Below are 14,733 nucleotides of genomic sequence, written 5' to 3'. Positions count from 1 at the left end.
TGACCCTGCGAATCTGCAGAACTCAGGCTTGGCGCGGCACTTCCGGTCTTGTGCCAGGCCGGGGAATCGACACGCGGTTTGCTAGCAAAACGACGATTCTACTCTGAAATCGAAGTTTTTTCCAAGGCCTGCGCACAGGCCGCGCCACTGGCCCAGGCCCACTGGAAGTTGTAGCCGCCCAGCCAGCCGGTCACGTCGACCACCTCGCCGATGAAGTGCAGGCCCGGCACCGCGCGCGCGGCCAGGTTGCGCGAGTCGAGGTCGCGGGTGTCGACACCGCCGGCCATCACCTCGGCCTTCTTCCAGCCTTCGGTGCCGGTGGGCATGAGCGACCAGCGGGCCAGCGATTCGGCCAGACGTGCCAGGTCGCGGTCGCGCAGCTCGGGCAGCGGCCGGTCGGCGGGCAGGTCCAGCCGCGTCAGCCAGGCCTCGGCCAGGCGCTGGGGCAGCCAGTCGGCCAGGGCATTGCCCAGGTGCCGGCGCGAGCTCAGCTTGGCCTGGCGCAGTTCGGCCTCGATGTCGTGCTGGGGCAGCAGGTTCACCGTGATCGGCTCGCCCGCCTGCCAGTAGCTCGAGATCTGCAGCACGGCCGGGCCGCTGAGGCCGCGATGGGTGATCAGCAGGTCTTCAACAAAGCGCCCGGCGCCCTTGCCGCGACCGGTGCCGATCTCGACCGCCAGCGACAGGCCCGACAGCGCCGAGAACGGCGCCCAGGCTGCGGCGTCGAAGCTCAGCGGCACCAGGGCCGGGCGCGGCTCGACGATGCGCAGACCGAACTGCCTGGCCAGGCGCAGGCCGAAGTCGCTGGCACCGATCTTGGGCACCGGCAGGCCGCCGGTGGCAATCACCAGCTGCGGCGCGCTGACCGGGCCGCGCTCGGTGTCGAGCTCGAAGCCGGCCGCCACCTGGCGCACGGCGGCCACGCGGCAGGGCTGCCAGCGCTCCACCGCGCCGGCGCTGCATTCGGCCAGCAGCATCTGGATGATCTGCTCGGCCGAGTCGTCGCAGAACAGCTGGCCCTTGTGCTTCTCGTGGAAGGCGATGCCGTGGCGTTTGACCAGGTCGATGAAGTCGGCCGGTGTGTAGCGCGCCAGCGCCGAGCGGCAGAAATGCGGGTTGGCCGACAGAAACTGCGCCGGCGTGGCCTCGCGGTTGGTGAAGTTGCAGCGGCCACCACCCGAGATGCGGATCTTCTCGGCCACGCGCTCGGCATGGTCGATCAGCAGCACTTTCAGGCCGCGCTGACCGGCCATGCCGGCACAGAACAGGCCGGCTGCGCCGGCCCCCAGGACGATGGCATCGGCGCGGTGCATGGGGCCGGATTATCGCGGCGCCGCGCCCGGCTGCCGGCGGCACCCAGGGTTCAGGCGCGGCGGGCCTGCGGTGCGCTCAGGCGGTTCAGCGCGGCCATCAGCAGGGCCACCTGCTGCTCCAGCGGCGCCGGCGCGGGCTGGGCACCGGCAACCACGCTCTGCACATAGGTGGCGGTGGCGGCGGCCTCGTTGCTGCGCGGCAGGATCGGCAGCTCGGCCAGCACGCCTTCCTGTGCCGGGCACGAGTACTCGGGCATCGGGCGGCCGCCCAGCCAGGTGTCCATCTTCGGGCAGCGGCGCGGGTCGGCCACCGCCTCGCCCTCGGTGCCGCGCAGCACCATGATGTCGGCCGCCGTGCGCTCGGCCAGCGCCGACATCAGCGCGCCGAACTCGGGATGGGTGTAGCTGGTGACGCGCAGCACCGGCGCGCCGTGCACCGGCTGCAGCAACTTGGCCACGGTGTGGCCCGAGTTGCGCACGCCGACCACGCGGCGCACGTCCAGCAGGCGCTGCAGGGCCGGGTGCAGCACATCGGTGGCCATGTAGGCCGGCTCGTGGCGCGCCCAGCGCTCGTGCACCGCGGCCACGCTGTCGCAGGGCGGCAGCCCCAGGGCCTGGAACACCTCGCAGCTGGTGACGCGTGCCGGGTCGGCGCGCGGGCCGTGCACCAGCACCGCCGCGCCTTCCTGCGCCAGGCGCATGGCCAGCAGCGGCACCAGGTTGGGCAGCTTGCGCGCGCCGTTGATGCTGGGGATCACCACCACCGGGCGCTCAGGGGCCAGGGCCGGGATCGGCAGCGCGCGGGCGTCGAGCGCCTGGCAGAAGCCGACCAGCTCGTCCACCGTCTCGCCCTTCATGCGCATGGCCAGCGCGAAGGCGCCCAGCTCGAGGTCGCTGACCCGGCCATCGAGCACCTGGCCGAACAGATCGCTGGCCTGCGCGGCATCCAGCGGCCGCGAGCCCTCGGGGCCGCGGCCGATTTCCTTGATGTACTGCGCAATGCTCATTGGCTTGTCTCCCGGGTCGTCCCTGCTGTCAGGAACCGCAAGTTTCGGGCCGCAATGCTGCCGTGCTTTGCGCGGCCCGGCCTGCGCAGGGTCAAGCCGTGGCGCTGGCCTGCACCGGTGTGGTCGCCACCAGGCGCTTGAGCTGCGGCACGCACGAGCCGCACTGCGTGCCGCAGCGCAGCGCGCCCTGCAGCTGGGCCAGGCGGGCGGCCGGCGCGCCCTCGCAGCGGCCCAGCACCTGCACGATCTGCGGCTCGCTGATGTTCAGGCAGGTGCACACCTGGGCGCCGCGCGCGGCCATGGCCACCGGCGGCGTGGCGCTGGGGCTGAGCAGCAGGCGGCCATAGGCCTGCACCGGCATCTGCTCGTGCAGCAGGGCCCTGACCCAGGTCTGCGAGCTGAGCTGGCCGGCCAGCACGAAGGCCTGCAGGCGCTGGTCGTCGCCATCGCGGCGCAGGGCCATGGCGCGACGCTGGCCACGCTGGCGGTCCTCGTAGCGCAGGGCGTCGGGGCAGTCGGCGCCCAGGCCGAACAGCGCCTCCAGCTCGGCCAGCTGCTCGGGGGCGGGTGCGGCCTGGGCGGCGGCGCGCAGCTGCACGCCATGGCCGCCGTGGCCAAAGGGCACCACGCTGGCAAAGGCAAAACGCGGCAGCCAGGCGGTGAGCTGCTGGCGCAGCTGCAGCGCGCGGGCCTCGTCCAGCCACGCGGCGGCCAGCAGGCGCCAGGGCAGCTCCTGCCGTTCGATGGCCACGGCGGTGTGCTTCAGCTCGGGCTGCTTGCTGCGCGGGCAGAAGGCGCTGCTGGTCAGGCCGTTGATGCCGGCCATGGCCGCGCCGCCGTCGCTGCTGCCGCCCAGCACCTCGTCGCCCCAGTGCATGGCCACATGGGCCTGGCCGGGGGCCACCGTGTCGCTGGCCTGGGCCGGCAGCAGCAGGCGGCCGCGGCGCGAGCGCAGCGCCACCAGATCGCCCGGCTGCAGCGCCAGCCGCGCCATGTCCTGCGGGTGCAGGTCGACCACCGGCTCGGGCGCATGGCCGAACAGCCGGCCCAGCGTGCCGGTGCGGCTCATGCCGTGCCACTGGTCGCGCAGGCGGCCGGTGGTCAGGCTGATCGGGTATTGCGCATCGGGCGGCTCGGCCAGCGGCACGAAGGGCGTGTCGAAGAAGCGCGCCCGGCCATCGGGCGTGGCGTAGCGGTGGTCTTCGTAGAGCCGTGCGCGGCCCTGCGTGGCGCCTTCGGGCATGGGCCACTGCTGCGGGCCCTGCTGCTCGAGCACGGCGTAACTCAGGCCGGTGATGTCGAGGTCGCGGCCGCGGGTGGATTCGCGGTGCTCGCACCACACGCGCTCGGGCGTGGGGTAGTTGAACAGGCTGGGCTGGCCGGGGCGCAGCCGGGCCTCGAGGGCCAGGGCGATGTCGCGGGCGATCACCCAGTCGTGGCGCGCCTGGCCGGGGGCCGGCACGGCCGGCTGCACGCGGCTGATGCGCCGCTCGCTGTTGGTGACGGTGCCGTCTTTCTCGCCCCAGGTGGTGGCCGGCAGCAGCCAGTCGGCATGGCGGGCGGTGGCGGTGGTGGCAAAGGCCTCCTGCACGATCACCAGCTCGGCGCGGGCCAGTGCGCGGCGCACCAGGTTCAGGTCGGGCATCGACTGCGCCGGGTTGGTGCAGGCGATCCACAGCGCCTTGATCCGGCCGTCGGCGGCAGCCTCGAACATCTCCACCGCCGACTTGCCCGGCGTGGCCGGCACCGCAGGCACGCCCCACAACGCGGCCACCTCGGCGCGGTGCTGCGGGTCGGCCAGGTCGCGGTGGGCCGACAGCAGATTGGCCAGGCCGCCCACCTCGCGCCCGCCCATGGCATTGGGCTGGCCGGTCAGGCTGAACGGGCCGGCGCCGGGCTTGCCGATCTGGCCGCTGGCCAGGTGCAGGTTGATCAGCGCGGCGTTCTTGGCCGTGCCGCTGCTGCTTTGGTTCAGGCCCTGGCAGTACAGGCTGAGCGTGCGCCCGGCACTGGCAAACCAGCGCGCGGCAGTGGCCAGATCGGCCGGGCTCACGCCGGTGAGGCGCGCGGTCTCGTCGGGCGTGAAGCCCTGCACCCGGGCCTGCAGCGCGGCAAAGCCGCTGGTGTGCTCGGCGATGTGGCGGGCGTCGGTCCAGCCCTCGCGCAGCATCAGGTGCAGCAGGCCGTGAAACAGCGCGATGTCGCTGCCCGGCAGGATCTGCAGGTGCAGGTCGGCGGCGGCCGCGGTGTCGGTGCGGCGCGGGTCAACGACGATGAGCTTCTGCTGGGGCCGGGCCTGGCGGGCGTCTTCGAGCCGGCGGAACAGGATTGGGTGCGCCCAGGCCGGGTTGGCGCCGGCGACGAACACCGTGTCGGCCAGCGCCAGGTCGTCGTAGCAGGCCGGTGGCGCATCGGCGCCCAGCGTGGCCTTGTAGCCGGCCACCGCGCTGCTCATGCACAGGCGCGAGTTGGTGTCGATGTTGTTGGTGCCCAGCAGGCCCTTGGCCAGCTTGTTGAAGACGTAGTAGTCCTCGGTGAGCAGCTGGCCCGAGACATAGATGCCGATCGCGTCGGCGCCATGCGTGTCGACGATCTGCGCCAGCTGCTGCGCGATGGCGCCGGTGGCGGTGTCCCAGTCGCTGGGCTGTGGCGCGGCGTCGCGGCTCAGGCGCTGCATCGGCTGCAGCAGGCGCGCCTGCTGCTGCACGGCGGGGCTGGCGGTGAGGTGCAGGGTGCTGCCCTTGCTGCACAGGCGGCCGAAGTTGGCCGGGTGCTCGGGGTCACCGCGCACGCCGGTGATCTGCGCGCCCTGGCGCTCGATGATGACGCCGCAGCCGACGCCGCAATAGGGGCAGGTGCTGCGGGTGCTGTGGTTGCTGCTCATGGCGGGTCTCGCGGCGGGGAAGGGGCGGCTCAGGCGCAGGCCAGGCGCTGGCCCGATGGGTCGGTGGGGGTGCCGCTAGTGGCGGTGGCGGCGGCGCTGCCTTCGGCGCCGGCCGGCAAGGCGTCCGGCGTGGCGTTCTGCATGGCGTCCGGCGTGGCCGACTGGGTGGCGGCCACGACGCCGGCGCTGTGCTCGCCAAAGATCAGCCAGTCGCGCAGTGCGGCGATGTTGCGGCCCTCGCGCAGCAGGCGGAAGTACCAGCTGCCGTCGGCGGTGTCGCCGTACAGGCAGGCCCCCACCAGCTTGTCGTGGCGCAGCACCAGCTTCTTGTAGACCCCGGCCGGCGGATCGTGCAGCACGATCTCCTCGAAGCCCTGCTCGGCGCTGCCGCCCATGAAGTTGCCGGCCGAGAACAGATCGATGCCGGTGACCTTGAGCTTGGTGCTGGTGTGGCTGCCGCCGTAGCGGCCGATGCCCACCTCGGCCAGGTGCGTGGCGCACACCTGGCCCTGCTCGAACAGCGGCGCCACCAGGCCGTAGGCCACGCCGCGGTGCGCGGCGCATTCGCCCACCGCGTAGATGCGCGGGTCGGTCACGGTCTGCAGTGTGTCGTTGACGCTGATGCCGCCGCGGCCGTCCTGGGCGCAGTGCAGGCCGATCGAACGCGCCAGCGCGGTGTTGGGCCGGATGCCCGCGGCCATCACCACCAGGTCGGCTGGCAGCTCGCTGCCGTCCTTGAACCGCACGGCCGCCACGCGGCCGCTGGCGTCGCCCAGCAGGGCCTGGGTGTGGGTGCCGACCCGGAACGCCAGGCCGCGCGCCTCGAGGCTGCGGCGCAGCAGGCCGGCGGCCACCTCGTCGAGCTGGCGGTCCATCAGCCACGGCGCGATGTGCACCACCGTCACCTGCATGCCGCGCAGCGCCAGGCCGTTGGCGGCCTCCAGGCCCAGCAGGCCGCCACCGATCACCACCGCATGCCGGTGGGTGCGGGCGGTGTTGATCATGGTGTGGGTGTCGGCGATGTCGCGGTAGGCGATCACGCCGGCCAGGTCGTGCCCCGGCATCGGGGGCATGAAGGGCGTGCTGCCGGTGGCGATCAGCAGGCGGTCGTAGGGCGCCTGGGTGCCGTCGTCGGCCCACACCACGCGGCGCCGGCGATCGATCTGCGTGACCTTCTTGCCCAGGTGCAGCGTGATGCCGTGCTCGGCATACCAGCTCAGCGGGTTGAGCACGATCTCGTCGAGCGTCTGCTCACCGGCCAGCACCGGCGACAGCAGGATGCGGTTGTAGTTGGGGTGCGGCTCGGCGCCGAACACGGTGATGTCGTACAGGCCGGGCGCGATCTTCAGCAGCTCTTCCAGCGTGCGCACGCCGGCCATGCCATTGCCCACCAGCACCAGCCTCAAGCGGCGGCCCGGCGCCTCGGCCAGGTCCGCCGGCGTGTCCAGCGCCACGGCGGCGGGGCGGTCGGTCTGCGGCGCGCTCATTGCCAGCCCCTGCGCGCGGTGCCGATGGCGCACGACGCGGTGTGCGCGGCGCACGAGCCGTTATGTGCGGCGCGCATGCCGGTGGCAGCGGCGCACCGGGCCGGTGCTAGCGCAGCCGGCCGATGTAGCGCATGGCGGTGGTATCGGTCGGACTCGGTGCGGCCGGCGTGGCCGCTGGCGCCGGGCTGGCCACCGGCGGAGCGTCCAGCGTCACCATCTTCAGTGCGTCCATCAGCTCCAGGCCCAGCATCAGCACCTGCTCGTCGTCGGTGTCCAGCACCTGGGTCAAGGTCTCGCGCGCAAACTGCCGGTCGGTGGCGAAGCGCACCACATCGAATGCCTTGCCGTTGCGCGCTGACAGGGTGCGCAGTCGCGCAATCTTCAGCAGCGTGCCTTGTTCCATGGCCATGTCCTTCTGCAGATCGGTGCAAGCCCCGACCGCCTGACGAGACTAGCGTCGGCATGGGCTGTGCTGGTTTCTGAAAGCCGTGTCGGTTGTGATTCATCGCACGAGCGCACGCGTGCCATGCACGTCAGGTGCGTCACAGGAAGGGTGGGGTGGGATGCCGCGGGCGGCCCGTCTTCAGGCGCTTCGGCCCCGACTTGGCGGGGCCCGGATTGGCGGACATCGGTGGCCAGCTGGGCCTTGCCGCGGTCGACCGGGGATGCCCAGGCGCCTGCGCCAGGCAGTCCGCCGGAGCGGGCGGAAATTCGGGCCAGGCCTCCGGCAGATGCCGGAACGGGTGCGTCGTCACACCGTGGCGTTGCCGAAAGTGCCGCAACATCCGTGCCACCCAGGCCGGTGCGTGGCCGCGGCGCCACTGGGCGTGTCCTATGCTTGCACTTGTTTCCACGGCGATGGGCCCCCCGTCGCGATCGATCACCTCCGATGACGCTGCTGCTCGCTGCCCCTGACCTTGCCACCGCCCAGGCCCTCGAGCCGCTGTTGCGCCCCGCCGGCCTGACGGTGTGCGGCAGCTGTGAATGCCGCAACTTGGTGCGCGAGGTCGTGCGGCTCGCACCGGAAGCGGTCGCCGTGCAGGCCGACACCCTCGACCCCGAGACCCTGGCCGCCCTGCAGCTGCTGGCGCAGACCGCGCCACGCCCGCTGCTGCTGCTGGGTCCGGACCGCCTGCCCGACGATCTGGGCCCCTTGCTGCAGGCGCAGGTGCAGGCCTGGCTGCCCGGCCCGCCGCAGCCCCAGGCCGTGGCCGATGCCCTGCGCTGGGCCAGCCTGCGCTTTGCGCAGGCCCAACGACAGCAGACCGAGCTGCAGGCCGCCGCCACGCGCCTGGACGAGCGCAAGTGGGTCGACCGCGCCAAGGGCGTGCTGATGCAGCACCAGCAGCTCAGCGAGGAGCAGGCGTTCGCGGTGCTGCGCACGGCGTCCATGCATGCCAATCTGCGCCTGGGCGAAGTCTCGCGCGGGCTGATCGAGGCCGCCCAGGCCGCCGAGGCCGTCAACCGCGCCGGCCAGTTGCGCATGCTGTCGCAGCGCCTGGTCAAGGCCCTGGCGCTGCGTGCCATCGATGTGGAGCGCCATCGCGCCGACGAGTGGCTGGCCGACAGCGTGCAGCGCGTGAAGGCGGCGCTGGAGATGCTGGCCGGCCTGGGCCTGCGCGGGCCGGCGGCCGAGCGCCTGCAGGCCGTGCAGGTGGCCTGGCCCGCGCTGGAAGCCCTGGTGGCCGACAGCGCGGTGACCAGCCATCTGGCCCAGGTGGATGCGCTGGCCGAACAGCTGCTCGACGCCGCCGATGCGCTGACCGCCGCGCTCGAACACGCCAGCGCCCGGCCGCATCTGCATGTGGTCAATGTCTGCGGCCGCCAGCGCATGCTGCCGCAGCGCCTGGCCAAGCAGGCCCTGCTGGCCGGGCAGCTGCAGGGTGCGGCGGCCGATGCGCAGGCCGGTGCCGCGGTGCAGGCCATGCACGGCTTCGAGCAGGCTCTGGTGTGGCTGGAACAGGCACCGCTGAGCACGGCCGAGATCCGCGCCGTGCAGGCCCGTGCCCGTGGCCAGTGGCAGCGCATGCTCGACGCGGTGCGCCGCGCCGCGGCGGGCATCGAGCCGCACGAGGCGGCGCGCCAGCTGGCACGCGAAAGCGAGGCCTTGCTGGCCAGCTTCGAGGAGCTCACCGCGCTCTACCAGCACAGCATGCAGGGCCTGCTGGGCTGATGGTGCGGGGCCGGGCCAGAACTGGCCGGTCAAAGGGGGCTGAAGCCCGCTTCGCGGCCCCCTATGTTGCAGCGTGACGCGCTGCTGTTCTTCACACGAAATGCCGGGCAAACGCGCAGTTGTTCCCAGCGCGGCAGGCCCGGTGCAGGGGGCCTCGCTGGGTATGATTGAAGCTAGGGGTGCAGCCACGGCTGCGCTTGTCGAAGGGGCTCCGTGCTGCCCAGAATCGATTGACCCCGCGGTACGCCCAAGCCCATCGCCTGAATCGCTCGCCATGATCGCCGCCCCCTCCGTGTCCGACCGCGCCCTGCCGGTGGTCGATGCCGCCATCACCGCCTCGGTGCTCGGCATGCAGGCCCAGGCCCTGCAGGGCATGGCCCTGCAGCAGGGCTGGCCGCTGGCGGTCAAAGCCGCCGACGACGGCCGTTATCTGATGGCCAACGCCGCCTTCGCCGCGCTGATGGGCCGGCCGGTCGATGAGGTCACCGGCCGCAGCGACGCCGAGCTGTTCGAGCCCGTTGCCGTGCCGGCCCTGCGTGCCGCCGACCAGACCGCCCTGGCCCAGGGCGGGCTGTTCACCAGCGAGCACCGTTTCGAGCATCGCGGCGAACGCCGTGATTTCAACGTGCTGCGTGTGGCCGGCCAGGGTGCCGGCCGTGCGCTGGTGATGAGCCTGTGGCAAGACCAGGCCCCCGCGCGCCAGCGCGAGCAGCAACTGGCCCAGGCGCTCGCGCAACTCGAGCAACTGCAAAACGCCAACGAGCACCTGCGCCGCGAGGCCGGCGAGCAAAGCCTGCGCGATCTGGCCAGCGGCCTCAATACCCGCGCCCATTTCGACGACCAGATGCGCCGCGAGCTCGACCTGTCGGTGCGCGAGCACCGCGAGTTCGCGCTGGTGCACATGTCGCTCGATCCGGCCGGTGCGCGCGTGGCGGCGCTGGGCGAGCGCGCCCATACCTGCATCTGCGAGGCCATGGGCCGACTGCTGCGCGGCAACACCCGTGCAATGGACGCCTCGTGCCGGCTCGACGACCGCCACTTTGCGGTGCTGTTGTCGGGCGTGGGCCTGGCCACCGCCCACTCGCGCATGGAAGGTCTGCGCCGCCAATGCGCCACGCAGATCGTGCTGCTCGATGGCGAGCGACTGGAGTTCTCGGTGTCGATGGGCGTGGCCAGCTTTCCGCACACGGCCCATGGGCCCGATGAGCTGGTGGCCGCCTGCCAGTCGGCGCTGGCCGAGGCCCGTCGCCGCGGCGGCAACACCGTGGCGCTGGCCAGCATCCGCTTCGAGCCCAGCTGAGCCTTGCCGCCGCGGCCGGCGCGCCGGCGGCGCGGGTTGGGTCGGCCGCCCTCGGCTTCAGGCCGAGAAGGCGCGCCAGGCCATGTAGCTGGCCAGGCCATACAGCAGCACCGCGAACACGCGCTTGAGCTGCGCCACGTTCATGGCATGCGCCGTGCGCGCACCCAGCGGCGCCGTGAACACGCTGGCCAGCGCCAGGGTGGCCAGCGCCGGCAGCATCACATAGCCCAGCGTGCCGGGCAGCGGCGAAGGCAGGTTCCAGCCGGCCACGATGTAGCCCGCCGTGTTGGCCAGGGCGATCGGAAAACCCAGCGCCGCGCTGGTGGCTACGGCGTTGTGCATCGGCACGTTGCACCAGGTCATGAAGGGCACCGAAACGAAGGCGCCGCCGGCACCCACCAGGCCCGACACGAAACCGATGCCGGTGCCCACGGCCGCCGTGCCCGCGGCACCGGGCATCTGGCGGCTGGGCTTGGGCTTCTTGTTGCGCAGCATCTGCGTGGCCGAAAAGCCGACGAAGGCCGCGAACACCAGCGCCAGCCAATGGCCCTTGAGCAACGCAAACACGCCGGCGCCCGCCAGCAGGCCGCCGGCCACCAGGCCCGGGGCGAACTGCCGCACCAGTGGCCAGCGCACCGCGCCGCGCTGGTGGTGGGCACGCACGCTGGAGATCGAGGTGAACAGGATGGTGGCCATGGAGGTGGCGATGGCCATCTTCACGGCCATGCCCGCGGGCACGCCACGGCCGCTGAAGATCATGGTCAGAAAGGGCACCATCAGCATGCCGCCGCCAATGCCCAGCAGGCCCGCGAGAAAGCCGGTGACGCTGCCCAGCAGCAGCAGTTCAAGCACCAGGGTGGGATCGAGCAGGGTCAGGAACGACGGCATCAAGCTTCCAGCAAGGCGTTCACGCTGGCCCATTCGGCCGGCGTGACCGGGGTGATCGACAGGCGGCTGCCGCGCTGCAGCACCTGCATCGTGGCCAGTTGCGGCAGGGCGCGCATCTCGGTCAGCGCCAGCAGCCGGGTCTTGCGCAGCAGGCGCACATCCACGCATTGCCAGCGCGGGGCCTCGGGCCTCGACTTGGGGTCGTGGTAGGGGCTGGCGGGGTCGAACTGGCTGTCGTCGGCATGCGGCGCGCTGGCCACCTCGGCCAGGCCGGCAATGCCCGGCACGGGGCAGGACGAGTGGTAGAACAACACGCCATCGCCCACGCGCATCACATCGCGCATGAAGTTGCGGGCCTGGTAGTTGCGCACGCCGATCCAGGGCACACGGTGGCCGGGGGCACGCGCCAGGTCATCGATCGAGCACTCGGCGGGCTCGCTCTTCATCAGCCAGAAGGCGCGCATCGGCAGACAGCGGGGGGGAGGGGGGTGTCCGTTGCGCACCGGGAGCCGCATTCCTGAACCCTTATGGTCAGATTCAGGTGGGCGAGGTCAGCAAGGCTTCGGGTTCATCTGACGCGAGACGATCGCACCAGCTTCGCAATTTCCAAGCCCTAGCTCAACGAGCATCGGTTCAGGGAAATCAAGCCCCCAGCAACACAACGGACGAGTCCATTCTATGCCCCGTCCGGTGGCTTGGGCGAGTGCTTGACGCAGTGCGCGGCAGGGGCAATGGCGTGCAGCAGATCACGCGGCACCGGCTTGTGCCAGGGCGCTGTGGCGCAGGCTTCAGAGCAGGTGGCCGTCGTCGCCGAGGGCAGCGTCGATGCGCCGGATCAGCGGTGCCAGATCGAGGCTGGTGTGCTCGGCCGCCGAGCCCGCTGGGCCGGGCTGCGTGGCCGGGGCCGGCGCGCTGGCGCGCTCGGCCTGCTGGTAGGCCAGGTTCAGTGCGGTGAGCACGGCAATGCGCTCGCGCGCCTTGACCTTGCCGGCATCGCGGATGGCGCTCATCTCGCGGTCGACGATGGCCACGGCGTCGAGCAGCAGGCGCTCGCCGCCGGGCGGGCAGGCCAGCATGTAGCTCTGGCCCAGGATGGTGGCTTCGATCTGCTTCATGCGCGGGTCATTCCTGGCCGCTGGCGGGCAGCGCGTCGTCGAGCGTGGCGTTGCGGGCGGCCGGCGCCACCGGCACGGCCAGCGGTTCGGGCGGCAGGCGGTCGAGCAGGGCGTCGATGCGCGCACGCGCTGCGGCCAGGCGCGAGCGCAGGCTGTCGCGCTCGGTGCTCACGCCGTCGAGCTGCTGCTGCAGCAGCGCATTGGTGCGCTTCAACTCCTCATGCCGCAGCACGAGTCGTTCGATGCGGTCGGCAAGGTCTTCGAGACTGGACATGGACGCTGGGGTCGGCCCCGGGTTCAGGGAGTGTTGCTCGATTGTAGGCGTCGTGACAGCGTCGGCTGTTAGCATTCGGCCCACGTTGGTGCTTCGGGTCGTGCGTCGTCATGGCCCGGTTAAACGGGAAGCAGGAAGGTCTGCCGTCCTCCGGACGAGACCCAACCTGCGCTGCCCCCGCAACGGTAAGCGGACGGGGTTCGTGTCTGGCCAATCGGCTGGATCGGGCCCCCGCTCCTGTGTCGCATGCCACTGGTTCTTTGATGAGCCGGGAAGGCCACAGGGGTTGTCTCCGCCAGCCCGGATACCGGCCAACGAGGGGGTGTGCCGCGCCATGCGCGGCCCACCATGACGTGCTCGGCCGCGGGGAAGCGGCCAGGCACAGGCTGCTGCATTTCCTCGTTTCACATGTCCATCTGCTTGTCGGGCCATCGGGCCCCGTTCGTTCGCCTGCGTGCAACTTCCGTGGCGGCGCTGCTGTGCCTGGCTGCTTCGGCGGCATTGGCCCAGGCCTCACCATCGTCACCTTCTTCGGCGCAATCGGTGGTGGTCACCGCGGCGCGGGCGCCGCAGGCGGCGGCCGATGTGCTGGCCGATGTGTCGGTGCTCGACCGCAACGCCATCGAGCGCAGCGGCGCCATCAACCTGGGCGACCTGCTGGTGCGCCTGCCGGGGATGGAGCTGGCGCGCAACGGCGGCAGCGGCTCGACCACCAGCGTGTTCGTGCGCGGCAGCGAGACGCGGCATGTGGCGGTGTACATCGACGGCCTGCGGGTCGACGGCCAGAGCACCGGCGGCGCGCCGTGGGAGCTGCTGCCGCTGGACCTGGTGGAGCGCGTGGAAGTGTTGCGCGGCCCGGCCGCGGCGATCTACGGCTCTGACGCCATTGCCGGTGTGGTGCAGCTGTTCACCCGCCGCGAGGCTGGAAAAACCAGTGCCAGCGCCGCGCTGACGGCCGGCAGCGAGGGCCTGCTGCGCGGCCGCGCGGCGCTGTCCGGCAAGGCTGGTGCCTTGGACGGCGCGCTGTCGGTGATGGCCGAGCAGGCCGATGGCCTTGACGCCCGCCCGAGCCGCAACCCCGACCGCGATGGCTGGCGCCGGCAGGGCGTGCAGGCCGGTGTGGGGCTGGATCTGGCGCCGGGCCAGCGCCTCGATGCCCAATGGCTGAGCGGCCGGCTGCGTGCGCAGTACGACGGCACGGCCGGTGTCGACGATGTGTCGCGCCACAGCCTGCAAGTGGCCGGTGCCGGATGGAGCGGGCGCTGGGCCGATGGCTCGGTCACCCGGGCCCAGCTGGGCGAAACCCGCAACACCTATGAAACCCAGCCGTCGTACTACCGCACCGAGACCCAGCAGCGCCACTGGCTGCTGCAGCACGATCTGGCGCTGGGCGCCAACCAGCAGCTGGGTGCGCTGCTCGAGCGCCGCGAGGACGAGCTGCTGAACCCGTCCACCCAGTACAGCCCGACGCTGGCCGGCCAGCGCCACCAGGACGCGCTGGCCCTGAGCTGGCGCGCACGCTGGGGCAGCCAGCAATGGCAGGCCCATTGGCGGCATGACCGCGACAGCGAGTTCGGCAAGAAGCCCACCGCCAGCCTGGCCTGGGGCTGGGGCTTTGCGCCGACCTGGCGCGTGGGGCTCAGCGCGGCCAGCGCCTTTCGCGCGCCCACGCTGTTTCAGCGCTTCAGCGACTACGGCAACGCCAGCCTGAAGTCCGAGACCAGCCGCAACGTCGAGGCCAGCCTGCGCTGGCAGGCCGGCGCCAGCGAGGCCAGCCTGGTGGTGTTTCGCAACCGCGTGGGCAACCTGATCGACTGGACCGGCAGCGGCGACTGCAAGTCGCGTCTGGACGACCCCACCTGGGGCGGCTGCTACAACAACGTGGGCCGCGCGCGGCTGCAGGGCGTGACCCTGGCCGGCCTCACGCGCCTGGCCGGTGTGGCGCTGAGCGCCAGCCTCGACTACCACGACCCGCGCAATCTGGACACCGACCGCCTGCTGGCGCGCCGCGCCCGGGTGACCGGCACGCTGGCCGCCGACACCACGCTGGCCGGCTGGGAGCTGGGCCTGGACTGGCGCGCCAGCGGTCAGCGCTACGACATCGACAACAAGACCCTCGCCGGCTACGGCCTGCTGGGCCTGCGCGCCGAGCATGCGCTGATGGCCGGGCTGCGCATCGAGGTGCGCGTCGACAACCTGACCGACCAGCGCTACGAGACGGCGCGCACCTACGCCAGCAGCGGGCGCACGGGGCAGGTCGGCCTGCGCTGGACGCTCTGAGGGCCACCGGGC

General features: G+C 72.0%; 11 protein-coding genes, 1 pseudogene and 1 riboswitch. Of the genes and pseudogenes, 3 read left to right on the top strand and 9 right to left on the bottom strand.

Annotated elements, in window-relative coordinates:
• Positions 1-98: 98 nt before the first annotated feature.
• The 5 genes and pseudogenes from N4G63_RS13185 to N4G63_RS13165 form a co-directional block, all read right to left on the bottom strand.
• Positions 99-1,313, bottom strand: coding sequence for a BaiN/RdsA family NAD(P)/FAD-dependent oxidoreductase (locus N4G63_RS13185; RefSeq protein WP_314599794.1), 1,215 nt, complete (start codon positions 1,311-1,313; stop codon positions 99-101).
• A 50-nt stretch (positions 1,314-1,363) separates the two neighbouring features.
• The gene (ybiB, locus tag N4G63_RS13180) at positions 1,364-2,320 is read right to left on the bottom strand and encodes a DNA-binding protein YbiB (protein WP_260785934.1); all 957 of its coding nucleotides are present in this window, start codon (positions 2,318-2,320) and stop codon (positions 1,364-1,366) included.
• Positions 2,321-2,411: 91 nt separating this feature from the next.
• On the bottom strand, positions 2,412-5,204 hold the full coding sequence (locus tag N4G63_RS13175; RefSeq protein WP_260785933.1) for a nitrate reductase: 2,793 nt from the start codon (positions 5,202-5,204) through the stop codon (positions 2,412-2,414).
• An 83-nt stretch (positions 5,205-5,287) separates the two neighbouring features.
• A pseudogene (locus N4G63_RS13170) lies at positions 5,288-6,583 on the bottom strand (NAD(P)/FAD-dependent oxidoreductase); the annotation flags it as partial.
• Between the two features lie 214 nt (positions 6,584-6,797).
• Positions 6,798-7,100: a hypothetical protein gene (locus N4G63_RS13165; RefSeq protein ID WP_260785932.1), complete on the bottom strand. Its 303-nt coding sequence runs from the start codon at positions 7,098-7,100 to the stop codon at positions 6,798-6,800.
• 480 nt (positions 7,101-7,580) lie between these two features.
• On the opposite strand from N4G63_RS13165, the gene N4G63_RS13160 reads away from it, so the two are divergent.
• Both N4G63_RS13160 and N4G63_RS13155 read left to right on the top strand, forming a co-directional pair.
• Positions 7,581-8,864, top strand: coding sequence for an ANTAR domain-containing protein (locus N4G63_RS13160; protein WP_260785931.1), 1,284 nt, complete (start codon positions 7,581-7,583; stop codon positions 8,862-8,864).
• Between the two features lie 274 nt (positions 8,865-9,138).
• On the top strand, positions 9,139-10,164 hold the full coding sequence (locus tag N4G63_RS13155; RefSeq protein WP_260785930.1) for a sensor domain-containing diguanylate cyclase: 1,026 nt from the start codon (positions 9,139-9,141) through the stop codon (positions 10,162-10,164).
• A 57-nt stretch (positions 10,165-10,221) separates the two neighbouring features.
• On the opposite strand, the gene N4G63_RS13150 is transcribed toward N4G63_RS13155, so the two are convergent.
• From N4G63_RS13150 to N4G63_RS13135, 4 genes are all read right to left on the bottom strand, one after another.
• A complete protein-coding gene (locus N4G63_RS13150) occupies positions 10,222-11,052 on the bottom strand; it encodes a sulfite exporter TauE/SafE family protein (protein ID WP_260785929.1) in 831 nt (276 codons plus the stop codon).
• Positions 11,052-11,516: an EVE domain-containing protein gene (locus N4G63_RS13145; RefSeq protein WP_260785928.1), complete on the bottom strand. Its 465-nt coding sequence runs from the start codon at positions 11,514-11,516 to the stop codon at positions 11,052-11,054. Before N4G63_RS13145 ends, N4G63_RS13150 begins: the two co-directional genes overlap by 1 nt.
• 324 nt (positions 11,517-11,840) lie before the next feature.
• On the bottom strand, positions 11,841-12,167 hold the full coding sequence (locus N4G63_RS13140) for a cell division protein ZapA (RefSeq protein WP_260785927.1): 327 nt from the start codon (positions 12,165-12,167) through the stop codon (positions 11,841-11,843).
• Between the two features lie 7 nt (positions 12,168-12,174).
• The gene (locus N4G63_RS13135) at positions 12,175-12,441 is read right to left on the bottom strand and encodes a coiled-coil domain-containing protein (RefSeq protein ID WP_260785926.1); all 267 of its coding nucleotides are present in this window, start codon (positions 12,439-12,441) and stop codon (positions 12,175-12,177) included.
• 69 nt (positions 12,442-12,510) lie between these two features.
• Positions 12,511-12,771, top strand: a riboswitch (cobalamin riboswitch).
• A 135-nt stretch (positions 12,772-12,906) separates the two neighbouring features.
• On the opposite strand from N4G63_RS13135, the gene N4G63_RS13130 reads away from it, so the two are divergent.
• Positions 12,907-14,721 carry a TonB-dependent receptor domain-containing protein gene (locus tag N4G63_RS13130; RefSeq protein ID WP_260785925.1) on the top strand — a complete coding sequence of 605 codons (1,815 nt, stop codon included), beginning with the start codon at positions 12,907-12,909 and terminating at the stop codon, positions 14,719-14,721.
• Positions 14,722-14,733 lie beyond the last annotated feature (12 nt).

It is taken from the genome of Aquabacterium sp. OR-4 (assembly GCF_025290835.2).
Classification (GTDB): domain Bacteria; phylum Pseudomonadota; class Gammaproteobacteria; order Burkholderiales; family Burkholderiaceae_C; genus Pseudaquabacterium.
This window is presented reverse-complemented; position numbering and strand designations above follow the sequence as displayed.

What these genes read in the sequence shown, in the direction of transcription:
- N4G63_RS13185 (WP_314599794.1), bottom strand. Translation starts at nt 1,313, where the DNA reads ATGCACCGCGCCGATGCCATCGTCCTGGGGGCCGGCGCAGCCGGCCTG.
- N4G63_RS13135 (WP_260785926.1), bottom strand. Translation starts at nt 12,441, where the DNA reads ATGTCCAGTCTCGAAGACCTTGCCGACCGCATCGAACGACTCGTGCTG.
- N4G63_RS13145 (WP_260785928.1), bottom strand. Translation starts at nt 11,516, where the DNA reads ATGCGCGCCTTCTGGCTGATGAAGAGCGAGCCCGCCGAGTGCTCGATC.
- N4G63_RS13165 (WP_260785932.1), bottom strand. Translation starts at nt 7,100, where the DNA reads ATGGCCATGGAACAAGGCACGCTGCTGAAGATTGCGCGACTGCGCACC.
- N4G63_RS13160 (WP_260785931.1), top strand. Translation starts at nt 7,581, where the DNA reads ATGACGCTGCTGCTCGCTGCCCCTGACCTTGCCACCGCCCAGGCCCTC.
- N4G63_RS13140 (WP_260785927.1), bottom strand. Translation starts at nt 12,167, where the DNA reads ATGAAGCAGATCGAAGCCACCATCCTGGGCCAGAGCTACATGCTGGCC.
- N4G63_RS13175 (WP_260785933.1), bottom strand. Translation starts at nt 5,204, where the DNA reads ATGAGCAGCAACCACAGCACCCGCAGCACCTGCCCCTATTGCGGCGTC.
- N4G63_RS13155 (WP_260785930.1), top strand. Translation starts at nt 9,139, where the DNA reads ATGATCGCCGCCCCCTCCGTGTCCGACCGCGCCCTGCCGGTGGTCGAT.
- N4G63_RS13150 (WP_260785929.1), bottom strand. Translation starts at nt 11,052, where the DNA reads ATGCCGTCGTTCCTGACCCTGCTCGATCCCACCCTGGTGCTTGAACTG.
- ybiB (WP_260785934.1), bottom strand. Translation starts at nt 2,320, where the DNA reads ATGAGCATTGCGCAGTACATCAAGGAAATCGGCCGCGGCCCCGAGGGC.